Genomic DNA, 20603 nt, shown 5'->3' on the forward strand with positions numbered 1-20603 from the left:
AAGCAAGATTTAAGATGTCGATAGATCTTGTTTTTTACCTGATCAGCGATGACTTCCTCCCTACATCTCTCGTTAGCCGACGAGTCGAGTCTCCTCTTTGAATAACGCACTCATTCCGATCTCCTTTAATCTTGCAGAAACAGAATCGGTCATATTGAGATACCATGTTTTGACCTCGTTGCCAAATCGAACCTCGACTCTTTGCACCACGGCCAGATCCCGCAAAAACATATCCGCGCTCTCCCAAGATCCTTCTTTGCCAGAAGCCTCTTTGAGCTTCCATTGAAGCACAGCCAACAATCGATATGCAAGCATGCAGACGAAAAGGTAAGCTTTCACACGATGCTCCAATCTGTGTCGAACAGGTTCGACCTCTTCATGTGTTTTCAAAACACGAAAGACTTTCTCTATGAAGTCCTTTTCCAGATACATGTTCACAGCATTATTTGCATTTAATGAGTAATCAGTAGATAATATGAGCCATTTTCCATCATATTTTTCCGCAGATCGGAGTCTCTGTCGATCATAACTCCATTCAATCCTAGGCCCGTCTTTTTTTCTGCGCACGCTGGCATCAATAAAGCCAGACCACTGTCCGACTATGTTTTTTATTCGATCATGGAGTCGTTTTTCGGACCAGTCTTTTCCAGTCTGGCTTAGCTCGTTGAGGCTTTCTCCGATTACGGAAAGCGCTTCATTTCTTGCATCAGCATCCTTCACGCTTCTTTCGCGATTGGCATAAACGATTGTAGAGCGTTCTTTTCCGAAAAGTTCATTTTCTGTCTTTATCGCATAGATATGCCCCGCATGACTGCTGCGGACAAGCGAATCAGGGCTAATTGGGATTTTGGTTTTGCCGATGATTTCTTTTGCTTCTTTCGATGTTTTAGGTACGCCGCATATCAGTTTCCACCCAGACTCATCTACCATTTGCACATGTTTTTTTGATACGTTTCCGCGATCCCATATTAGAGTTCCAGGTTCAATGGCCATTTTAGATAAGCGATTCAGCAGGTTTTTCACTGTGGATATGCTGTGACGGCTTCCGTTGTACACAAAATGCGAAAGAGGATATCGATCTCGTTTTGACACAAGAATCGCGAGGTTAGCTTGACGCCGACGAATTCTATCAGGATTATATCCAAGCTCAGCAAGAGGGCAACTAACTCCGAAAAACAGCAAAGTTGTAAGGTCGTAAGCTAATGTCTCTTTTTCATCGGCAGGGAGTGGATGGCTTTTTCGCCATCTATGGTACAGAGCGTCATCTATCCTCGAACTCAAATCGGTAATAGAAGCTGCGGTCTTGTCTTCCTTGCATACGAAATCAAGTGCAAAAAGGAATGCATCCTTTGTGAAGACATCTGCGGGAAGACCTGCAAGATGCGGGAGATCTGTAGTTTGCACCCATCGCTCAAGCATAGTAGCACTATCTGGGTCGATCGCACGGTTTATTGCCCAAACAGTCAGCAATTTCCCTGGAGAGACGCCGTTTAAGCCTGAATCGGAGCAGCAGATTCCGTCGATTATCTGGATAAAACCAAGATCCTCGGCAATCGACCAGAGCAATTGAACGTCACCTGCTCGATATGATCTGGACAAATCAAGTCGATCTATGACCTTCTTACGAGGTTTATAGGTATCGGATTTGGCATCTTCTCGTCCAATATAGCGCACGAACTTACTGACTACTTTTCCCTCTTCCCTTGTGGTTTTGTATTCCTCAAGGTAAACATGACCTCCTCGCTTGCGCCTTTTGATAGCCATGTGGGGAGTATACTCCCTACAAGCATAAGTATATTTCGGTACGAGGATAATTTAATATAGTGGCTTATTTTGGAAAATCAGTTTCAGAAATGGCTCATTAACAGAAGGATAAATTCTAGTGGGGAGTAAGTGCCACGCTGTTCAGGTTTTTATTTGCCTCGCATGTGCCATTGTCCTGTGGCACATGGGCGTTTAGGGTGGAGTGGCAGCACGCAGTTTGATTGTCGAACAGCCACAAGATTTATATTCGTTGACTGCCGTAATACGGCAAATGCCGTAGTTCAATGCCGGCTGCTTAGAGTGGGAGACAGCCTGAAGAAAGGCTGAATTATTGCGATTAGATCCGTTTCTGTCAATGGAGAGGGGTCTATTGAGGAGCGCGATTCGATGGAGAATAATGCTAAGATAGCGGAGATCAGGCATGATCACCGTCAATTGCCTGATATATTATATGCCGTCTTTAAGCTTATTTTCTCCTTGATATCGCTGAAATTTTTTTGCACCTCTGCAGTAGCGCGGGAAGAGACTACCGGCTACTGGATTAATAGAGCAGAAGAGCTCATGCACAACGATTCTATCGATGAAGCCATCTCTGCATGCGGCATGGCTCAAAAAAAAGAACCATGGAACGATTCAATTATCGTTCGCAAAGCCATGTATCTTAACATCATTGGCATGGTGAATGAATCGGCAAAGACATATGAGAAAGCGCTGACCCTGCTGGATGAAAAGCTAAAGAAGAATGCAATAGATGTCGAAGCCTGGCAATGGAAGGCCATAGTTCTAGCCAGCCTGAACAGAGAAGATGAGTCCGACCAGGCATATGAAAAGGCCCTGGAGATCTTCGACCAGAGAATAAAGAATGACTCGCGGGATGCCGACTCCTGGATAGGCAGAGCAGATGTGCTGCTCAACCTCGGCCGGTGGGATGAGGCCCGTGAGTCATATAATAGAGCGACGGAGCTCAAACCTCTGGATTACAGCGTCTGGTGGAGGAAAGCAGAAGTCATTAGCGGCATAGGAGATATCAACGAGTCCGTGGAGGCCTACGATAAGGCCATCAGCCTGATACCAGCCTACGATGCAGCGGAGCGGGCACTGGCTTATGCTGCAAAGGCAGAAGACCTGGCATTTGCCGAACGATGGGAAGAGGCCCTGGAGGCGGTTGATAAATCTCTGGAGCTGAATCCTAAAAGCAGCGTGTGGTGGCATTTCAAGGCTTCTACTCTAATGGAGATTGGCAGGAATGATGAAGCGCTGGCAGCCTTCGACGAGGCCCTCAGGCAGAGTCCCGGAGATGCCCATAGCTGGTTGCGGAAGGCTGGCCTGCTCGTGGAGATGAAATGCTATAACGAATCCATCAAAGCCTACGACAGAACCCTTGAGCTGATTGCAGAAAGCAACACCAAAGAGCTGGCTGGGATTTGGCTGGTCAAAGGAACGGCACTGAACAGGATCGGCAGGCGAAAAGAGGCAAAAGAGGCCTTCCGGATGTCGCTGGAGCTTCACGTTAAAGCCATCTTGGAGGACCCCGGCGACCTCAGCCTGAAGAGGATGAAAGGCCTGACGCTCTATAACCTGGGCAGATACGAGGAGTCCTTAGAGGTTTATGATCAAGTACTCGAGGCCTCTCCCAGAATAGAGCCCTACGTTATCGACGTTTCTGCATTGGAGGGCAAGGGTGATGCTCTTCGGGCATTGAACAGAAACCAGGAGGCTCTGGAGGCTTACAATGAGGCAATAGAGCTGGCTCCCAGTTCTAGCGCCGCATGGCACGGAAAAGGTGAGGCCGAGAGGGCATTGGGACAGGTTGGCAATGCCGGCATGTCGCTTTTGACGGCGGATAAGCTGGGGTATGAAAAGTGAGCCCCACTATTTTTTTTTTGTGAAAAGGGGATGTGGTGAGAGAAATGAAAAGAGATAAAAGAATATCTAAAAAATTGGGAGCAAAGCTCGCTCTCACTCTTCTGGCTCTGGCCGCGCTATGTGCTTGTGTCACAGCACAGGAAACTACAACAGACTACTGGATGGACAAAGCCGAAGAGTTTGCGTATAACAGCTCCTTCGAAGAGGTGATTTCTTCCCTCGATGAAGCCCTGAAGACAGATCCCGGAAACGAGACCATTCTGATCCGGGAGGCTTTGTACCTTGGCATTGTAGGCAAGGTGAACGAGTCATCTCAGACCTATGAGAAGGCGCTGAGCATTCTGGATGAAATCTTGTTGAAGGACCCGGATGATGCCGAGGCCTGGCAGAAGAAGGCATCGGTTTTAGGTAGTCTGAACAGGCAGAACGAGTCCTTAGCCGCTTATGAAGAAACTCTGGAGGCATTCAACAGGCGCATTGAAAAGGACTCAAAAGACATAGATGCCTGGATCGGCAAGGGCAATGCCCTTTTGAACCTAGGCAAGTGGGATGAAGCGCGGGATGCCTACAACGAGGCCATAGAGGTCGATCCGCAGGATTACCACGCCTGGGGCAGGAAAGCCGAGGTCATAGGCAGAATAGGGGATATCAACGAATCGATGGAGGCCTACGATAGGACCATCGAGCTGATTCCAGCCAATAATACTCGGGAGCAGGCAGATTACTGGATGTCCAAAGCTGAAGTGCTGGCGATTGCAGGTGGCAGATGGGCGGAGGCCCTGGAAGCCATCAACCATTCTCTGGAGATTGATCCAGAAAGCCGGGTGAATTGGCGCTTCAAAGCCGATATCCTGTCACAACTGGGCCGTAAGGATGAGGCGATAGAGGCTTTTGATGAAGTCCTCAATCAGAACCCAGAGGATGCCGAAAGCTGGCTGTGGAAGGCCAATCTCCTTGTGGAGATGAAGAGGTACAACGAGTCAGTAGAGGCCTATGATAAAGCCATCGAGCTGATTGCAGAGAACAATAGCGAAGATCTGGCGCTCGACTGGCTCTCCAAAGGATGGGCGCTTAATAAGACCGGCAGAACAGATGAGGCCCAAGCGGCATTCCAGAAGTCCCTGGAGTTTTACGAAACGGCCATTTCAGGGAATACAGGAAATATCCGTCTGCTGCAACAGAAGGGCTTGGTTCTATTCGAACTGGGCAGATATGATGAGGCTATCGAAGCTTATGACCAGGTTCTCAAGAACTCCCTGAGCCTCGAGTTTGATACAACAGCTGTTAGCGCATGGATAGGCAAGGGCGATTCGCTGCGCTTGCAGGGCAAAAACGAGGAGGCTCTTGAGGCCTACAATAAAGCCATAGATTTAGGGCCCCATTATAGCAATGCCTGGCACGGCAGGGGAGAGGCGCAGAAGGCCATGGGGCAGGTTGGTAACGCCGGCATGTCGTTTTTGGTGGCGGATAAGCTGGGGTATGAGGAGTGACCTCCGTCAATCTTTTTTCACGCATGAGATTGGCGAATAGCGGTGGCTGTTTATTTGCAGCCTTGCTGGCATTCCTCTTTGTCGCAACAGCTGCGGCTTCTGAGGATCTTTCCGGTCGCTGGAAGATCAGCTATGTTGTTCAGAGCGGCGGCCCTGACGAAAAGTTCGCTGAAGGCAGCGTGGTCTCCCTAAGCGAGAAGGACTCGACTCTGCAGGGCAGGGCAACCCTTGGCAGCCGCGGCGACGGCTTCCTGATAGGATCCCGACAGGGTAGCGATGTTCAGGCGGCCATCACCTTCCGCAGTAATCCTGCTCTGTTCCTTCGGCTGTCGGGCAGCCAAGGCGATGATGGGCTGCAGGGCAGCTTCACCGCCTCCGGCGGGGGAAGCTTCTGGCAAGGGAAGTTCGCTGCCACCCAAATGACTACGGCCGCCGGAGAGGTCATCGGCACAGAAGTTATATTTGCGAATTTCACCCCCCTGGACGAGGACCTCATGCCCAAGCCAACCCTGTACCTGGACCCTGAGGCAAACTGGAGCGCACAGCAGGATAGCGGTGTTAGGGAGACTTTCGTCATCAGGTATCAAAGAAACACCGTCCTCATGTGCAGAAAGAAGCCATTGATATGGGATTGGTGGCTGTAAGACTCTGGTTGAGAGATCCACAATATCATCATGGACAGGGATATAAATAGAGGCGCAATTAATTTTTCATGTGAGGGGGATAAGATGATGAAAGCTAATTTAGGGCTCCTCGCTATTCTCTGTGGGTAGCTGGTTAAGTCTTTATAGCAACTCATGCTAGAAAATTAGCCGTGTCAATCTCCCAGGAAGCCCTATTTAAGATAGCATTGAATCTTGAAGATCCTTGGTACATCAAGACGATAGATTTCAGTGCCGAAGGAAAGCAACTTGATATACACGTTGACTTCGAACCAGGCAGCAAATTTCCTTGTGCGAAATGCGGCAATCCAGGTTGCAGCGTGCATGATACTATCGAAAGAACCTGGCGACATTTGAACTTCTTTCAGTTTAAAACCTATATCCACTGTCGTGTCCCTCGCACGATCTGTGAAGACTGCGGAGTGAAGCAGTCAAAGGTTCCCTGGGCAAGAAAAGGTAGCGGTTTCACCTTGCTTATGGATTCTCTGATAGTCCTTATGGCTCAATACATGACTGTTACTGCTATTGCTGAAATGATTGATGAACATGATACTCGGATATGGAGAGTCCTGCAACATTATGTCGCAGAAGCTAGATCCAATGAGGACTTTTCAATGGTCAAATCAATCGGAGTTGATGAGACATCAAGAGCTAAAGGACATAAATATGTTTCAGTATTTATAGATCTAGATGAGTCGAGAGTTATCCATGTATGCGAAGGAAAAAATGCCTCAACTATCGGATCGTTTAAAGATGATCTAGAGCAGCATAACGGATCTAGCGAAAATATTGAAAATTTCTGCTGCGATATGTCGCCAGCTTTTATATCTGGTATAGAGAATAGTTTTCCTAATGCATCGATAACGTTTGATAAATTCCATGTTATGAAATTGATGAATGAAGCTGTTGATAAAGTCAGACGTGAGGAACAATCACACAATGCTTTGCTGAAAAGAACAAGATATATCTGGCTCAAAAATCCCGAGAACCTCACAGCCAATCAGAATAAGATGCTAACGCCACTAAAAAGCATCCGATTAAAAACGATGAGAGCTTATAATATTAAATTAGCCCTTCGCGACTTTTGGAGCTATGAATATCGGAAATCCGCCGAGGACTACCTCAAACGCTGGTATTATTGGGCTACGCATAGCAGACTCGATCCTGTGATCGAATGCGCTAAAATGATAAAGAATCACTGGAATGGCGTGACTAATTATATTAAAACAAAAATCGATAATGGTATCCTGGAAGGAACAAATAGTCTGATTCAGGCTGCAAAGGATAGCGCCAGAGGTTTCAGATCAACAAAAAATTTCATTACTATTATTTATATCAGGACAGGGAAACTCAAATTCAATTTACCCACATGAAACAGCGAGGAGCCTAATTTAGCTCTGGCCTTTGTAGCCCTGGCAGTACTATGTGCTTCATCTAGTTCTCAGGAAGATATGGCGAAGGAAGACACAGCCGGTTATTGGCTGAACAAGGGCAACGAGTCGCGTGAAATGGCAATAAATGAAATGCAAAATCAGACTGCCCGAGAGATATTTCTTCAGGAAGCCCGCGAGGCCTATGATAAGGCTATAGAGATCGATCCTCAATCGGCATCGGCCTGGTTTAAGAAGGGAGAGCTTCAGATCGATTTCCTCGGCAATTATGAGGAAGCCCTTAATGCTTTCAATAAATCCATACAGATCAATCCGCAATTTGCCGATGCCTGGTATCAGAAAGGCAAAACCCTGACTGGCTATGGAGATTTTGAAGAAGCCCTGGAATCCTATAATAAATCTCTTGAGATAAATCCAAACTCATCCGATGCCTGGTACTGGAAAGCAGGCGTTCTGGCCGAACTGAACAGGCACGAAGAGGCAATCCCGGCTTATGATAAGGCCATTGAGCTCGATCCCACTCAAGCATCATACTGGCTGGACAGAGGCGGCGCTCTCAACAGACTCAATCGCACTGAAGGGGCTAACGCTTCTTTCACAAGAGCAGTTGAGCTCTGCGACGAGGCCATCGAGCAAAATCCCAAGAGTATAATGGCCTGGCAGGGCAAAGGCACGGCCTTTTACCATCTGGAACGACTCAATGAGTCGATACAGTGCTTCGACAAGGTCATAGAGCTGGCTCCCATGTACTATAGGTCCTACTACTACAAGGGAAAGGCACTGCAGGATTTGGGCCGTGAGGTCGAAGCAGAGGAACTCTTCGCCAGGTCCAAGGAGCTGGGCGGCATATAAGCCCATCTTTTACCTTTTGCATCGATGATGGGCAGAGATTTGATCCTATGGCAATGACGCACACTCAATGCCGCCAGTATTCTTGTCCCAGTCATAGCTCCTTAAACGTCGTAGTACCCAATAAAATGGATTTTTTAGCTTTGCTAATGGCTCAGGAGATGTCTTTCATCAAAAAGGAACCTTCATGAACATCTGAACGCTCCATCTCTCAAGATTTTCTCCCATGTTCATCGTTCATTCAATCAATCATTTATCTACAGTTCACGCCCAGAAGAGGTTGGCAGGCATTTCGAACGAGAGATGTCCGCATAAATGAAAGAAGTCGAGGAATAGAGCAGAAAGGAGAGTTTGGGAATGAATGAAAAAAGAGTGAATGATCTGAGAGCGAATGCAAAAAAGATGAGGGCCTGGATGAGAATCCCCCTCATCCTGGCCGTTCTCTTTGTGCTATGTCTGGCAGCTGTAGCGCAGGAGAATACTGCAGATAGCTGGTATCAAGAGGGTTTGAAGCTAATGGGAAACGATAACTATAGGGATGCGCTCATTGCATTCGATAAGGCAATTGAGATCGATCCCGAGAACGCCAGCATATGGATGGGCAAAGGTGATGTGCTCGTAAGAATGGGAGATTATAATGAATCGCTGAAGATTTATGAAAACGCCTTGGAGATGGCAGAAAAAACTACCCAAGATAATCCCCATGATGCCAGGGGCTGGCTTGTGAAAGGGGAGCTTTTCATAAGGATTTTCAAGAACGATGAGGCCATCAACGCCTATAGCAGAGCTACTGAACTGAATCCCAAGTATGCGGAGGCTTGGTACCAGAAGGGCGCAGCTCTGAACCTTAAGGCAGGGGAACTACCTGAACAGGAGAGCGCCAAGACCTATGAAGAAGCCTTTACAGCCTTGAACAAGGCCATTGAGCTGGATCCTGGCTATGGAAAGGCCTGGAATGATAAAGGCTATACTCTCTTGTCCCTCGCCAGGTTCAATGGCAAGAATTTTAACAGATACAATGAGTCGCTGGAGGCTTTCGATAGGGCCATTGAGCTTATTTCTGCTGAAGATTCCAGGCAATTCTCAGCTCTGGCCTGGGAGGGCAAGGCACTTGCATTCGTTGGCATGAGCAATATGCTTAACGATATGGATAGGAAGGATGAGGCCAGAGAAAGGTATGAAGAGGCCTTAACGGCTTGCGATAGAGTTATTGAGCTAGACCCAGATTTCACCGGCCAGGAAGCTCGATTATTGAAGGCTGGTATCCTCTCCGAACTGGGCAGGTACAATGAATCTCTTGTGGCCTACGACGGGGCTATTTCGTCTGTGCCTGCAGACCTTGTCTTGCTCACAGCCACATTTATGGCGGACAAGAGTAGCGTTCTTGTAAAGATGGGCGAGTACGAGGAAGCCCTAACGACTATTAATGCCGCCCTAAAGATAGATCCGACAAATCCGATTGCCTGGAAGAACAAAGGTGAAGCCCTAAATTATACGGGCAGATACGAAGAGGCCGTAAGCGCCTACGACAAGGCTGTTGAGCTGAGTCCAGAGCTAGGTCTGCTGAAAGCCTCCTCCTGGCAGGGCAAGGGCGATGCACTGAAGGCCTCAGGACGCCAGGTTGAAGCGGCTGCAGCTTTTGCCAGGGCAAAGGAGCTAGGGTATAAAGCATAGATCCGTAGGAATACAGATGACCGTGTTTAGCATCTCAAGAACCGGAGGGATAGGATGGTATCTATGGTACTATTGAAGAAGATCCTGATGGGATCGGCTATTCTTCTATCCCTTGTCGCCGCAATTCAGGCATCCGGACAGGAGTTCTATTCTGGGGCAGCCGGGAAGAACCTCAGCCTCAATGTCCACCTGCTCGACACCGGTCAGGCCCTGGTCGTGGGCTATGTTGATGATCCCAGGGGCCTGATCTTTCTGAGGCCGACCCAGTATACCGACCCGGCTGCGACTCGGTATGCATCCAGATACAGGTATGAAAACGAGACTCATCAGCTGTATGCCTGGACTGACGCACTGACTTTCAAGCAAGGAGATACCTGGAGATTGATGTTTCAATGTCCGGGCTTTTATGCCGAGTATCGCGTCATATTCGACCTTCCAGCCGATTTAGGGCTGGGAAGAATCAATAGCTCTGAGGGGCTGAAATACGTGGTCTCAGCCTCAAATGATTCGTTAACAGTTATTTCTCAGGGATATGATATCAGGAATCCTTCCATAACCATAGAGTACCAGCAGTCTTTAGCAGAAGAGGCATCTCTTGAGGATATCAACGGCAGCAGCTCTAACAATTTTTGGCTGGTCGGGGGCGCCATTTTATTTCTTGTTTTGTTTATCGGATCTGTCTTCACCTTTATGATGAGATGGCGAAGAAATGAGATGCAACCTGTCAAGAAGGATCTGCTTGAAGGCGATCATCTGCTCGGCATTGAGTCCCAGGATGCCTCAAAGCCAATAGATGCTGTCAGGTCCCTGGGAGAAATCGAGGTTGGCAGCGAGTTGAATGCGGTCTTGGAGACCCTGACCCCACGGGAGCGCTCGATCATGGAGATCCTGATAAAGAACGGCGGCAAAATGAAGCAGATGGATATGAGATACGAGACCGGCGTCCCTAAATCAACGCTTACCATGGTTCTGATATCATTGGAGAAGCGCAATCTCGTAACCAGGAAAGAATGGGGCAGAACCAACGTCGTAGAGCTATCAGAGAGGTTCTTCTCCGGAGAAAAACATTCCTGAACATTCTGAACAAAAACCTGCCTTTAAAACAAGGTCTTCGTTTTCCGTTCATTCACATTACCTTTTATCTATCGTTCATGCCGGGTAGAGGTCGTCGGGCGGCTCGAAGACGAGCTTCCAGACGTGGAGGTTTCAGTGGAATAGTGGATAAGGGGCCAACTCTATGCCAATAAGGGGCAGGCCCCTTATTTGCTATCACCTCTTTAGACGAAGTGAGCAACTTGAAGGAGAGTTTGGGAATGAATGGAAAATCTAAGATGAGAGCCTGGATCGGGGTGGCCATGGTCCTAATAGTGCTCTCTGCGATGTGCTTGGTAGCTGCGGCACAGGAGACTGCAGATGAGTGGGTGAAGAAGGGAGATGATCTGATGAATTCAATGGCGTCTGAGTCCTTAACTGAGGCGCTGAACGCATACGACAAAGCTCTTCAAATGGATTCGCAAAATGAGTCTATTTTGCTAAGAAAAACAGTAGTTCTTGATATAATAACAATAGGAACAGCTACAGAGGCGCTTGGTATCGTAGAGAAGAAATTGGAGAATAATCCGCAGGATGCATTGGCCTGGCAGGCAAGAGGTGTAGCACTAAACTACTTGAGCATTGAACAAGAGGCCACCCAATCCTTCGAGAAGGCCATAGAAATATACGATCAAGAGATCCAGAAAGATCCCAAGAACGGCACTGCCTGGTGGTATAAGGCCGAAAATTTAGCGAATCTCCAGAGGTTCGAGGAGGCACTCATTGCTTACGAGAAGGTGATTGAGCTAGACCATCCCAGGAAGGTAGACGCATTGAGCACTAAAGGTGGCATTCTCATGCAGTATGGAAGGCTTGAAGAATCTATCAGTGCCTTAGATAAGGCTACTGAGTTGGATCCAAACCATATCACGTCGTGGTTTACTAAGGGCCAAGCTCTTAAAGAAATGGGACGCAATGCAGAATCAGAGGCCGCCACCGCAAAAGCGAGGGAGCTGGGGTATAAAGGTTGACAGCTTCCTTTTTTATATAATGAAGAAGGATCTGATAATCGTGGCTTTGAAGTATGGGCAGGGTATTCTTAAGGAACCAAGAAAGCTCATAGTTGCTCTTCTTCTGCTAGTCTCCATCGCTCTGACATCTGGACAGGAGTTCGATGGTACGGATGAACAAAAGCTCGACCTAGACATCTACTTATACAATACAGGCAAAACCCTAGTGGCGGGCTACATGGAGGACCCAAAAGGCCTGACATTTCTGAGGACCGCTCAGTACAATGCCCTTTATCCCAATCAATATGTCCCCAGATACAGCTACGATAATGATACTCGCCAGCTATACGCCTGGACAGACGGCCTGACCCGGAAGAATGGGGAGAACTGGAGCCTGGCCTTCACCACCTGGGGACTCTGCAGCCAGTGCCATATCGTCTTCCACTTGCCAGGCGACTTGAGGCTGGGAAGAATCAACAGTTCTAGCGGGCTGAACTACATGATCACCGCCTCCAATGAATCCCTGCTGGTGGATGCCCAGGCACACGGTGTTAAGGACCCTGCAATCACCATCGAGTACCAGCAGCCTTTGGGCAATGAGCCTCTGCAAGACGCATCTGCGAGAGAGGAAGGCCATGGCAGCGGCTCACAAAACCTTCTCATGGTTGCCGCCTTTATATTTATCCTGACTATTGGATCAGCATTCGCTTTCGTCGTAGGCAGGCGAAGAGAAAGACTGCCGCTCGGCCAGGCAGATCGACCAGATCTGTCGGTTGTAGACCGCCAGCCTGAAGTCAGTGCCCCAGATACGTCGGCAGAGCCTTTGCAGGCTGCGCAGATGGCAGCATCGCAGGATTACGCGTCTTTCGAAGCTGATCCGCCGACCGTTGCAGCTGAGGACGATGCGGAGGATGAGGATGATGCAGGGCCCATTGGGATGCTCCCGGCAGCAGAGGGCCAAAAGAAAGATATCGCAGTCAGCAGCGAGATGAAGGCCGTTATGGACGCTCTGACTCACAGAGAGCGCTCGATCATAGAGGCCCTGATAAAGCACGGCGGCAGAACGACCCAGGCGGAGATAAGATATGAGACCGGCCTGCCCAGATCCTCCCTCACCATGGTTTTGGTATCCCTGGAGAGGCGAAACCTCATAACAAAGAAAGAATGGGGCAGGACCAATGTGATAGAGCTGTCTGAATCGTTCTTTTCCAAAAAGGAACAATCCTGAACATCGATCTGCATCCAAACAAATCTTCATTTACCGTCCATCCACATCGTCTTTTATCTATCGTTCATGCCCAGTGGGGATCGCCGGGCGGCTCGAATGAGAGACGCCCGCTGAAGAAATAAAGTGAGCGAAACAGGAGAGTTTGGGAATGAATGCAAAAAGAGTGAATACAAAAAAGATGAAGGCCTGGACTGGGATTGCCATGGTCCTGGCCGTATTCTCTGCGCTGTGTCTGGCTGCGGCGGCGGAGGATAACACGCCCGTTGCTTGGATTAAAAGAGGTATAGAATTATCCAGTAACGAATCCTATGAGGAGGCCACCCAAGCCTTCGACAGAGCACTTGAGCAGGACCCTCAGAATCTCAATGCATGGCTTTTCAAGAGCATGGCACTGACGAGTCTGGGCACAAAGATCGCTTTGGAAAATAAGAACCTGGGCATAAAAGACCGTGAAGCCTCTGGCATGACGGCCTTTGATAAAGCTATTGAGGCACATGAAAGGGCTATAGAAATCGCCCCAGAGAATGCCACAGTCTGGACCTACAAGGCCAACAACCTTGCTAAAATCGGCTCATTCACAGATAACCTTAGCATATTAAACGAATCCCTGCAGGCCTTCGACAAAGCCCTGGAGCTGAATCCCGAGGATGCCGATGCCTGGCATGGTAAAGGTATTGCCTTGGTTTACATAAGCCAGACGAGAGAGGATACAAGCAGATATGAAGAGGCCCTTCGGTACATCGACCGGGCTCTAGAGATAGACCCGCAGACGGCAGGAGCACTGGAGAACAAGGCAGGCATCCTCTCCGAATTAGGAAGACAAAATGAATCTGATAAATTATATAGCGAAGCTCTTGAGCTTTATAACACCAGTATTGAAACTGAAAAATCGACTGAGGATCTGGTGGAGGCTTGGCTTTCAAAGGGCTTCATTCTGCAAGCTCAGGGCAAATATGAGGATGCTGTCAAGGCACTGGGTAATGCTACTGATGCCGATCCGATGAACGGATTGGCCTGGAAGGTCAAAGGAGTTCTCTTGTGGAGGGAGTTGAAAGAATATGATGATGCCGTAAATGCTTTCGATAAAGCCCTGCAAATTAATCCCAAAGACCCTCTGACCTGGATGAATAAAGGCGATGCTCTAAAAGCGCTGGGCCGCCAGGCCGAAGCGGATGAAGCCTACGCCAAGGCCCGGGAGCTGGGGTATCAAGGTTAAGCCCCTTCCCATTTTTTTTATAAGAAAGAATTATCGGGATGAGTCTAAGAAATCAGAAGGAAGCGGGGCATGGTAATCCTTGACGAATGGCACAAACTATAAGAAAAGTGAGAAGATCTATCAAACGCAGCCTCTAACTCATCTCAAGGCTTGGAAGGGTAAAATGAGATCGGTCGCGCTGCTAAGAATGTTAGTGAGAGCAAGCCTCCTTTTGATCCTGGCCTCCATGGCCATGGCATCGGCTACCGGTCAGGATTTCGACAGCGAGGTCGCTGGGAAGAATCTCAGCCTCGATGTCTACTTGTATGATAGCGGCAAGGCCCTGGTTGCAGGCTATGCGGATAGCATAGAGGGCCTTACCTTTCTGGAGCCTGCTCGCTATGCTCCGGACAATACCGCTCAGTACACCTCCAAGTACAGGTTTGACAATCAGCTTTATGCCTGGACTGATGCTTTGACCTCGAAGCAAAGAGAGAACTGGAGCCTGATGTTCTCTTGCGACGGTTTTTATAACGAGTACCATGTCATCTTTCACCTTCCGAACAGCTCGAAGCTGGGCAGGATCAACAGCTCTAAGGGACTGAGTTATCTGGTATCTACCTCAAACGACTCTTTGATAGTGGAATCTCATGGGTACGGAGTCTATGAACCAGCGATCTCAATAGAGTATCGACAGCACATGGAGCCAGAGGGCAATGAGCAAGAGGGCATAACAGGAAATACAGGCAATATTAGTAGTAATCTAGATAGCTCAAACGGTGATAATAGCGACCTTAGCCAGGCCTATCTTCTTCTGATTCTGCTCGTAGCTTTAGCAATAGGCAGCCTGATTATTTTCATTGTCCGACGCAGAGCAGTTTCACCTAACGCTGAGTCGTCGATCCCTGAAGCAGAAGATCTTCCCGACGATGATCAGGCCCTCGATGCCTTATCAACTGAATCTGATCAACCGGAGGCCTCTGAGGAAGATGTTGAACCCGAAGAGATGCCTTCGCTCGAAGAAGGGCCGAAGAAGGAGATCGCAGTCAGCAGCGAGATGATGGCGGTCATGGATGCTCTGACTCCTCGAGAGCGTTCTATAGTTGAGGCATTGATCAAACGCGGCGGCAGGATGACCCAGGCGGAGATAAGATATGAGACCAACCTCCCCAGATCCACGCTCACCACGATACTGGTCTCACTGGAGAGACGAAACCTCATAACAAAGAAAGAATGGGGCAGGACCAATGTAATAGAGTTATCGGAAAGGTTCCTTTCCGTCCAGGAGCGCTCCTCCTGAGATTATCCTGGTTTTCCAGAATCGCGGGATTATCCTGCCATCTCAACTCCCACTGGCTCCGGCTCGTTGATTTAGGTATAACGATATGAGAGAAATTTATGAATATATCATATGGCTCTCTCATGCCGAGAGTTCTTAAAAAAAGCTAATAAGATTTATTCTCTATGCAAATTATTCATATTTCATTTTGTCTATTGTTTAAAACGAGCAAATGAGCAGTATTAATGGATGCATACTGTTAATAAGTTTAAAACTTAACACTCGCAAGGTTTATATTCGTTAACTGTCGTAATCCGACAAATGCCGAAAAAGAATTCGGCGGTTCATTGAGTGAGATAGCCGGAAAATGGCTGCCTTATAGCGATTAGATCCTTTTCATCAATAGAAGTGGATCGATGAAAGAGGGCGATGTGAATGAATTCAAAGAGAAGATCCACAACGGATCAATTGATACTGCATTCCCTGGGGAAAGACACAGATGCGGCTGCGGCATTTTTCCAGGCAAAAGAGCTGGGGTATCAGGAATGACTCCCTCACTTTTTCTGAGAATAATGGAGGTTTGCAAATGAAAACAGGATTTGTCGTTGCATTGTTGGCGATAGCTATGCTCTGCGCCTCTGCTATGGCGCAGGAGGATACAGCAAATGACTGGTATAAAAAAGGCCAGAGCTTGATTGCCACTGGATTCGGATACAACATCGATGAGGCTTTAGAGGCGTTCGATAATGCCATTCAAATCGAACCTCAAAATATCGATGCCTGGCTTGGCAAGGCCAAAAGCCTGGCCTATATGGACGAGAAGAACGAGTCGCTTGAGGCATTCAGGAATATCCTAAATCTAACCAACGAGACCATAAAGGAGAATCCAGAAGATACAAGCGCCTGGCAGAGCAAAGGAATCGCCCTGGCAAGCCTTGGCAGAGAGGCAGAGGCCACAGATGCTTTTGAAAGATCCATTGAACTGCTCAACCAGAGCCTCCTGAACGATCCAAAAGATGCCGAAGCCTGGTGGCTGAAGGCCGAGAATCTGGAATTATTGGGCAGGACCGATTCTGCGCTTGAGGCTTACGATAAGGTCATAGAGCTGAACTCCTCTGAGGCTGTGGGGGCATGGATCCGTAAGTCAGACATCTTCTATGGACAGCCGGGAGGCTATAACCAGTCACAGGACGCCTTCGGCAAAGCGGTCGACCTGATGGAGGTCAACTCCACCAGCTTCATCTCCTTTTGGTATCCTGAAGGAGATCATACCATAATCCTGAACGAGTGGATGATCGACGGCCAGATAGTCAGAGTGGACTTTGGAAGATACAACAGATCCATTCAGGCATACGATGACCTGGTCCAGACCCGCACCAAATCCGGTCTCTTTGCCGCCTGGCAGAACAAGGGCAGAGCCATCACTCCCCTTGATACGACTCTAGGAAAGCCAAGCGAGTATCTTTTAGGATCGAGCCCCAACTGGGTGGTCTACAACTTCTCCAGTGCCGATTTTCCCGTCATTAACGGCTCAGCTGATTTGCAGGAGGGCTCATTCGAGGATAACAGCGCAGAGGACTGGTTCAACAGGGGCCAGGAGCTGCAAAGAAACGATTCTCATGAAGAGGCCCTCCAGGCTTTCGATAAAGCCATTGAGATCAATCAATCGTACGCCTTCGCCTGGGGTGGCAAGGGATATGTTCTCTACAACATGGGCAGGTACGAGGAGGCAATAGCCGCCTGGGACAGAGCCATTGAGCTTGAGCCTGATGAGTTTTACTCAGGCAGCAAATGGGAGATGAAGGGAAAAGTCCTGGCGATCCTTGGCAGGAACGAGGAGAGTGCTCAGGCTTACGAAAGAGCGCTTGAGCTTGCGGATAAGGCTGTGACTGAGTACAAGACCTCAACAGACCTGAACCTCTCCGCTGCCTGGGGCTTTAAAGGACAGCTCCTCGACGACCAGGGAAGGTACGTAGAGGCTCTAGAGGCAGTGGCCAACTCCTCGAAGGCAAATCCAGAGGACGCATTTGCCTGGGCCGTCATGGGAGACATTCTGGCAGACCGTCTTGGCAGGTACAACGAATCAATCGAGTCTTACAATAAATCTCTGGAGATTGACCCGAAGAACATAGGAGCCCTGAGAGGAGAGGGATATGCTCTCGCAAGCCTTGGCAGGTACGAGGAGGCCCTAGAGTACTATAACAGGGCTCTGGAGATCGATTCTCGGTTTGCCAGAGCCTGGCAAGGCTTAGGAGATGCCCTCAGGAACATGGGCATGTACAACGAATCAATCCAGGCTTATGACAGGGCAATTGCGGAGATGCCGCAACAGCCACAATATGCCTTGATTGGAAAGGGCATGGCCCTCGACAGCCTGGGCAGATATGACGAAGCACAAGAGGATTACGAGCAAGCCCTGAAGGATTACGATGATGTCATCAAAAAGAATCCGAGAAATGCCCAGGTCATGTACAATCAGGGCAATGCCCTCCGGGGACTGCAGAGACACAACGAATCTCTGCAGGCATACGACAGAGCCATTGAGCTGAATCCGGGATATATCGATGCCTGGCGCGGCAAGGCCATTGTGCTTCGAGCTCTTGGCGGCAATGCCGAGGCAGAGGAGGCTTCCGCAAAAGCCATGGATCTGGGATACATGTCTGGAATGGTGACGGCGGTTGCCGGAAGCGGTCTCATTGTCGCCGAAAGGGCAGAGATGATGCCTGAGGCTGAGGAAACGGGGCCTCGAAGATGAGCCCCAATCTTTTTGCAGGGCTAAAGAAGGTTTGTAAATGAAAGCGAGGCTCATAGTTGTATTATTAGCGATAGTGATATTCTGTGTCTGTGCTGTGATAGTTCCATCCTATGCTTTGTCAAAGTGTGGAGATTGCGATGATAAAAATCCCTGCACGAAGGATTACTGTGGGCCAAATGGCTGCGTCCATGAGCCGATAGACTGTGACATTGAAATAACCAGTCCCCCAGAGGTTACCGGTCCCGGCATAACCAGTCCCCCAGAGGTCACGAGTCCCGGCATAACCAGTCCCCCAGAGGTCACGAGTCCCGGCATAACCAGTCCCCCAGATATCACTAGTCCCGGCATAGCCAATCCCCCAGAGGTCACAAGTCCCAGCATAGCCAATCCTCCGGAGATCACCAGTCCCAGCATAACCAATCCCCCAGAGGTCACAAGTCCCAGCATAACCAATCCTCTGGAGGTCACCAGTCCCGGCATAGCCAATCCTCCGGAGGTCACCAGTCCCGGCATAGCCAATCCCCCGGAGGTCGCAAGTCCCAGCATAACCAATCCTCTGGAGGTCACAAGTCCCAGCATAACCAATCCTCCGGAGGTCACAAGTCCCAGCATAACCAATCCCCCCGAGGTCACAAGTCCTGGCATAGCCAATCCTCTGGAGGTCACCAGTCCCAGCATAACCAGTCCCCCTGAGGCCACAAGTCCTGGCATAGCCAATCCTCTGGAGGTCACGGGTCCCGGCATAACCAGTCCCCCGGATATCACGAGTCCCGACATAACCAGTCCCTCGGAGATCTCCAGTCCTGACATAACCAGTCCCTCAGAGAACCGCAGTCCCGACATAACCAATCCTCCGGAGATCACGAGTCCAGAAACCGCCAGCTTCCAAGTTACAAACAGTTCCCAAACGAATACAAGTGGAACCAGGGTAACAGGCTTTCCGATAAATAGCAGTGAATCGGGGGAATCCGGGACCTATCTCGCTAGCAATGCTTCAAAGACAACCTGGATTTTGGAAAACAATGTGGCATCAAATAATTCAAGCATAAATGGCCCGGCTAGAGCTGATGTATCTGGAATCATTAATTCCACTGAATCCGGCAATCAGAATACGGGAATTCTGCCAAATATGAACGCTAATACTTCCTTCATAGAATCAATGCCGACACAAGGGAATTCATCAATTCTGCAAAGCTCAGAAATCTCCATGAACAGCACCAATGAATCCATTACTGGAAATGAGTCCTCTGCCCTCCTTCATTTCTGTGATGATGGCAATGCCTGCACTGCAGATGCCTGGAATGGAAAAGAATGCGTTCATACTCCCGTAAACTGCGATGATGACAATCCCTGTACAATCGATTCCTGCGAGAATGGGGTATGCACTCATAAGCAGAAAGACTGCGATGATCAAAACGAGAGCACAATAGACTATTGTTTGAATGGAGTGTGCGTCCATTCTTCAAAGAAATGCGATGACGGCAACGCTTGTACCATCGACACATGGAATGGAAACGAATGCGTTCACACCCCAGGGAATTGCGATGACGGCAATGCCTGCACTGCCGACTCCTGCGAGAACGGGACATGTACTCATAGGCAAAAGAACTGCAATGACGGCAATCCTTGCACTGTCGACTCCTGTGTGAATGGAGAATGCTACCATATGGGAAAGAACTGCAATGACGGCAATCCTTGCACTGCTGACTCCTGTGTGAATGGAGAATGCTACCATAGAGGAAAGAACTGCGATGACGGCAATGCTTGCACTATCGATGCCTGTGACGGCCGGGGCAAATGTATGCATCTGCGGAGGAACTGCGATGATGGGAATCCCTGCACAATCGATGAGTGTGATCCGTATTGGGGGTGCTCTCATACACCCGTGGTCTGTGGAGCTGGAAAGAGGTGTGTGAACGGCGTTTGTCAGACGATTTCCTCACCTCGGGCTGCCCCGAGCAGCTACACGATTCCACCCGGATCATCCATAAATCTGCCCTGGGGAACGGCAGTCACAGCCATCGGCTCTGCAAAGGTAGAGAATGGAGTTACATATGTTGCCGGACAGCCCCTTATATTCTCAAGACAGCTCGGCTACGATCAGGCCGCTCTTGCAGCCCAGGGAATAAGTCAGGCAGCTGGGAGCGCCGAGATGGTGGGCCTCGCCTGGCAGAGCAATCCCTTCAGCGTTACCCTGATCAAGCCTGATGGGAGCAAGCTTTTCCCGGATAGCGACCGTCAGAATATAAAACACGTCACTGGCACGAACTACGACTATTACTTCCTCAGAAATCCCGCAAAGGGTATATGGAATATCGAGATCAGGCCCATAAATCCGGGAAGCAGAGGAGAGAGCTTCTCATTGATCACGGGACTTGTGTCAGGAGCCGCTTTCGACCAATGAAGGA

At 49.0% G+C, this 20603-nt stretch carries 15 protein-coding genes; 14 read left to right on the top strand and 1 reads right to left on the bottom strand.

The features are described 5' to 3' along the window. Positions 1-72: 72 nt before the first annotated feature. Entirely contained in the window at positions 73-1764 is a 1692-nt protein-coding gene (locus tag MCON_RS14640) for an IS1634 family transposase (RefSeq protein ID WP_013718213.1), read from the bottom strand. Positions 1765-2241: 477 nt separating this feature from the next. On the opposite strand from MCON_RS14640, the gene MCON_RS14645 reads away from it, so the two are divergent. The 14 genes from MCON_RS14645 (at position 2242) to MCON_RS14705 (ending at position 20599) form a co-directional block, all read left to right on the top strand. Continuing rightward, positions 2242-3630, top strand: a complete 1389-nt coding sequence (locus MCON_RS14645) for a tetratricopeptide repeat protein (RefSeq protein ID WP_232844304.1) — start codon at positions 2242-2244, stop codon at positions 3628-3630. Positions 3631-3674: 44 nt separating this feature from the next. Then, positions 3675-5120 (top strand): tetratricopeptide repeat protein, encoded by a 1446-nt coding sequence (locus tag MCON_RS14650; RefSeq protein ID WP_013720714.1) that lies wholly within the window; start codon positions 3675-3677, stop codon positions 5118-5120. A 23-nt stretch (positions 5121-5143) separates the two neighbouring features. Then, positions 5144-5764, top strand: coding sequence for a hypothetical protein (locus MCON_RS14655; RefSeq protein WP_013720715.1), 621 nt, complete (start codon positions 5144-5146; stop codon positions 5762-5764). Between the two features lie 170 nt (positions 5765-5934). After that, complete coding sequence (locus tag MCON_RS14660; protein WP_013720716.1) at positions 5935-7155, top strand: ISL3 family transposase; 1221 nt, start codon at positions 5935-5937, stop codon at positions 7153-7155. A gap of 78 nt (positions 7156-7233) precedes the next feature. Continuing rightward, on the top strand, positions 7234-8025 hold the full coding sequence (locus MCON_RS14665; RefSeq protein ID WP_013720717.1) for a tetratricopeptide repeat protein: 792 nt from the start codon (positions 7234-7236) through the stop codon (positions 8023-8025). Positions 8026-8379: 354 nt separating this feature from the next. Beyond that, complete coding sequence (locus tag MCON_RS14670) at positions 8380-9696, top strand: tetratricopeptide repeat protein (RefSeq protein ID WP_013720718.1); 1317 nt, start codon at positions 8380-8382, stop codon at positions 9694-9696. Positions 9697-9750: 54 nt separating this feature from the next. After that, entirely contained in the window at positions 9751-10770 is a 1020-nt protein-coding gene (locus MCON_RS14675; RefSeq protein WP_013720719.1) for a helix-turn-helix transcriptional regulator, read from the top strand. A 239-nt stretch (positions 10771-11009) separates the two neighbouring features. Then, positions 11010-11759, top strand: coding sequence for a tetratricopeptide repeat protein (locus tag MCON_RS14680; RefSeq protein ID WP_013720720.1), 750 nt, complete (start codon positions 11010-11012; stop codon positions 11757-11759). A gap of 19 nt (positions 11760-11778) precedes the next feature. Continuing rightward, entirely contained in the window at positions 11779-12966 is a 1188-nt protein-coding gene (locus MCON_RS14685) for a helix-turn-helix transcriptional regulator (protein ID WP_013720721.1), read from the top strand. Between the two features lie 148 nt (positions 12967-13114). Further along, complete coding sequence (locus MCON_RS14690; RefSeq protein ID WP_013720722.1) at positions 13115-14182, top strand: tetratricopeptide repeat protein; 1068 nt, start codon at positions 13115-13117, stop codon at positions 14180-14182. A 187-nt stretch (positions 14183-14369) separates the two neighbouring features. Next, a complete protein-coding gene (locus tag MCON_RS14695) occupies positions 14370-15461 on the top strand; it encodes a helix-turn-helix transcriptional regulator (protein ID WP_048132656.1) in 1092 nt (363 codons plus the stop codon). A 395-nt stretch (positions 15462-15856) separates the two neighbouring features. Further along, on the top strand, positions 15857-16030 hold the full coding sequence (locus MCON_RS16465; protein ID WP_162145031.1) for a hypothetical protein: 174 nt from the start codon (positions 15857-15859) through the stop codon (positions 16028-16030). Next, entirely contained in the window at positions 16027-18195 is a 2169-nt protein-coding gene (locus tag MCON_RS14700) for a tetratricopeptide repeat protein (RefSeq protein ID WP_013720724.1), read from the top strand. Before MCON_RS16465 ends, MCON_RS14700 begins: the two co-directional genes overlap by 4 nt. A gap of 37 nt (positions 18196-18232) precedes the next feature. After that, complete coding sequence (locus MCON_RS14705; RefSeq protein WP_013720725.1) at positions 18233-20599, top strand: hypothetical protein; 2367 nt, start codon at positions 18233-18235, stop codon at positions 20597-20599. Positions 20600-20603 lie beyond the last annotated feature (4 nt).

Origin of the sequence: Methanothrix soehngenii GP6, from assembly GCF_000204415.1 — an archaeon.
GTDB lineage: Archaea > Halobacteriota > Methanosarcinia > Methanotrichales > Methanotrichaceae > Methanothrix > Methanothrix soehngenii.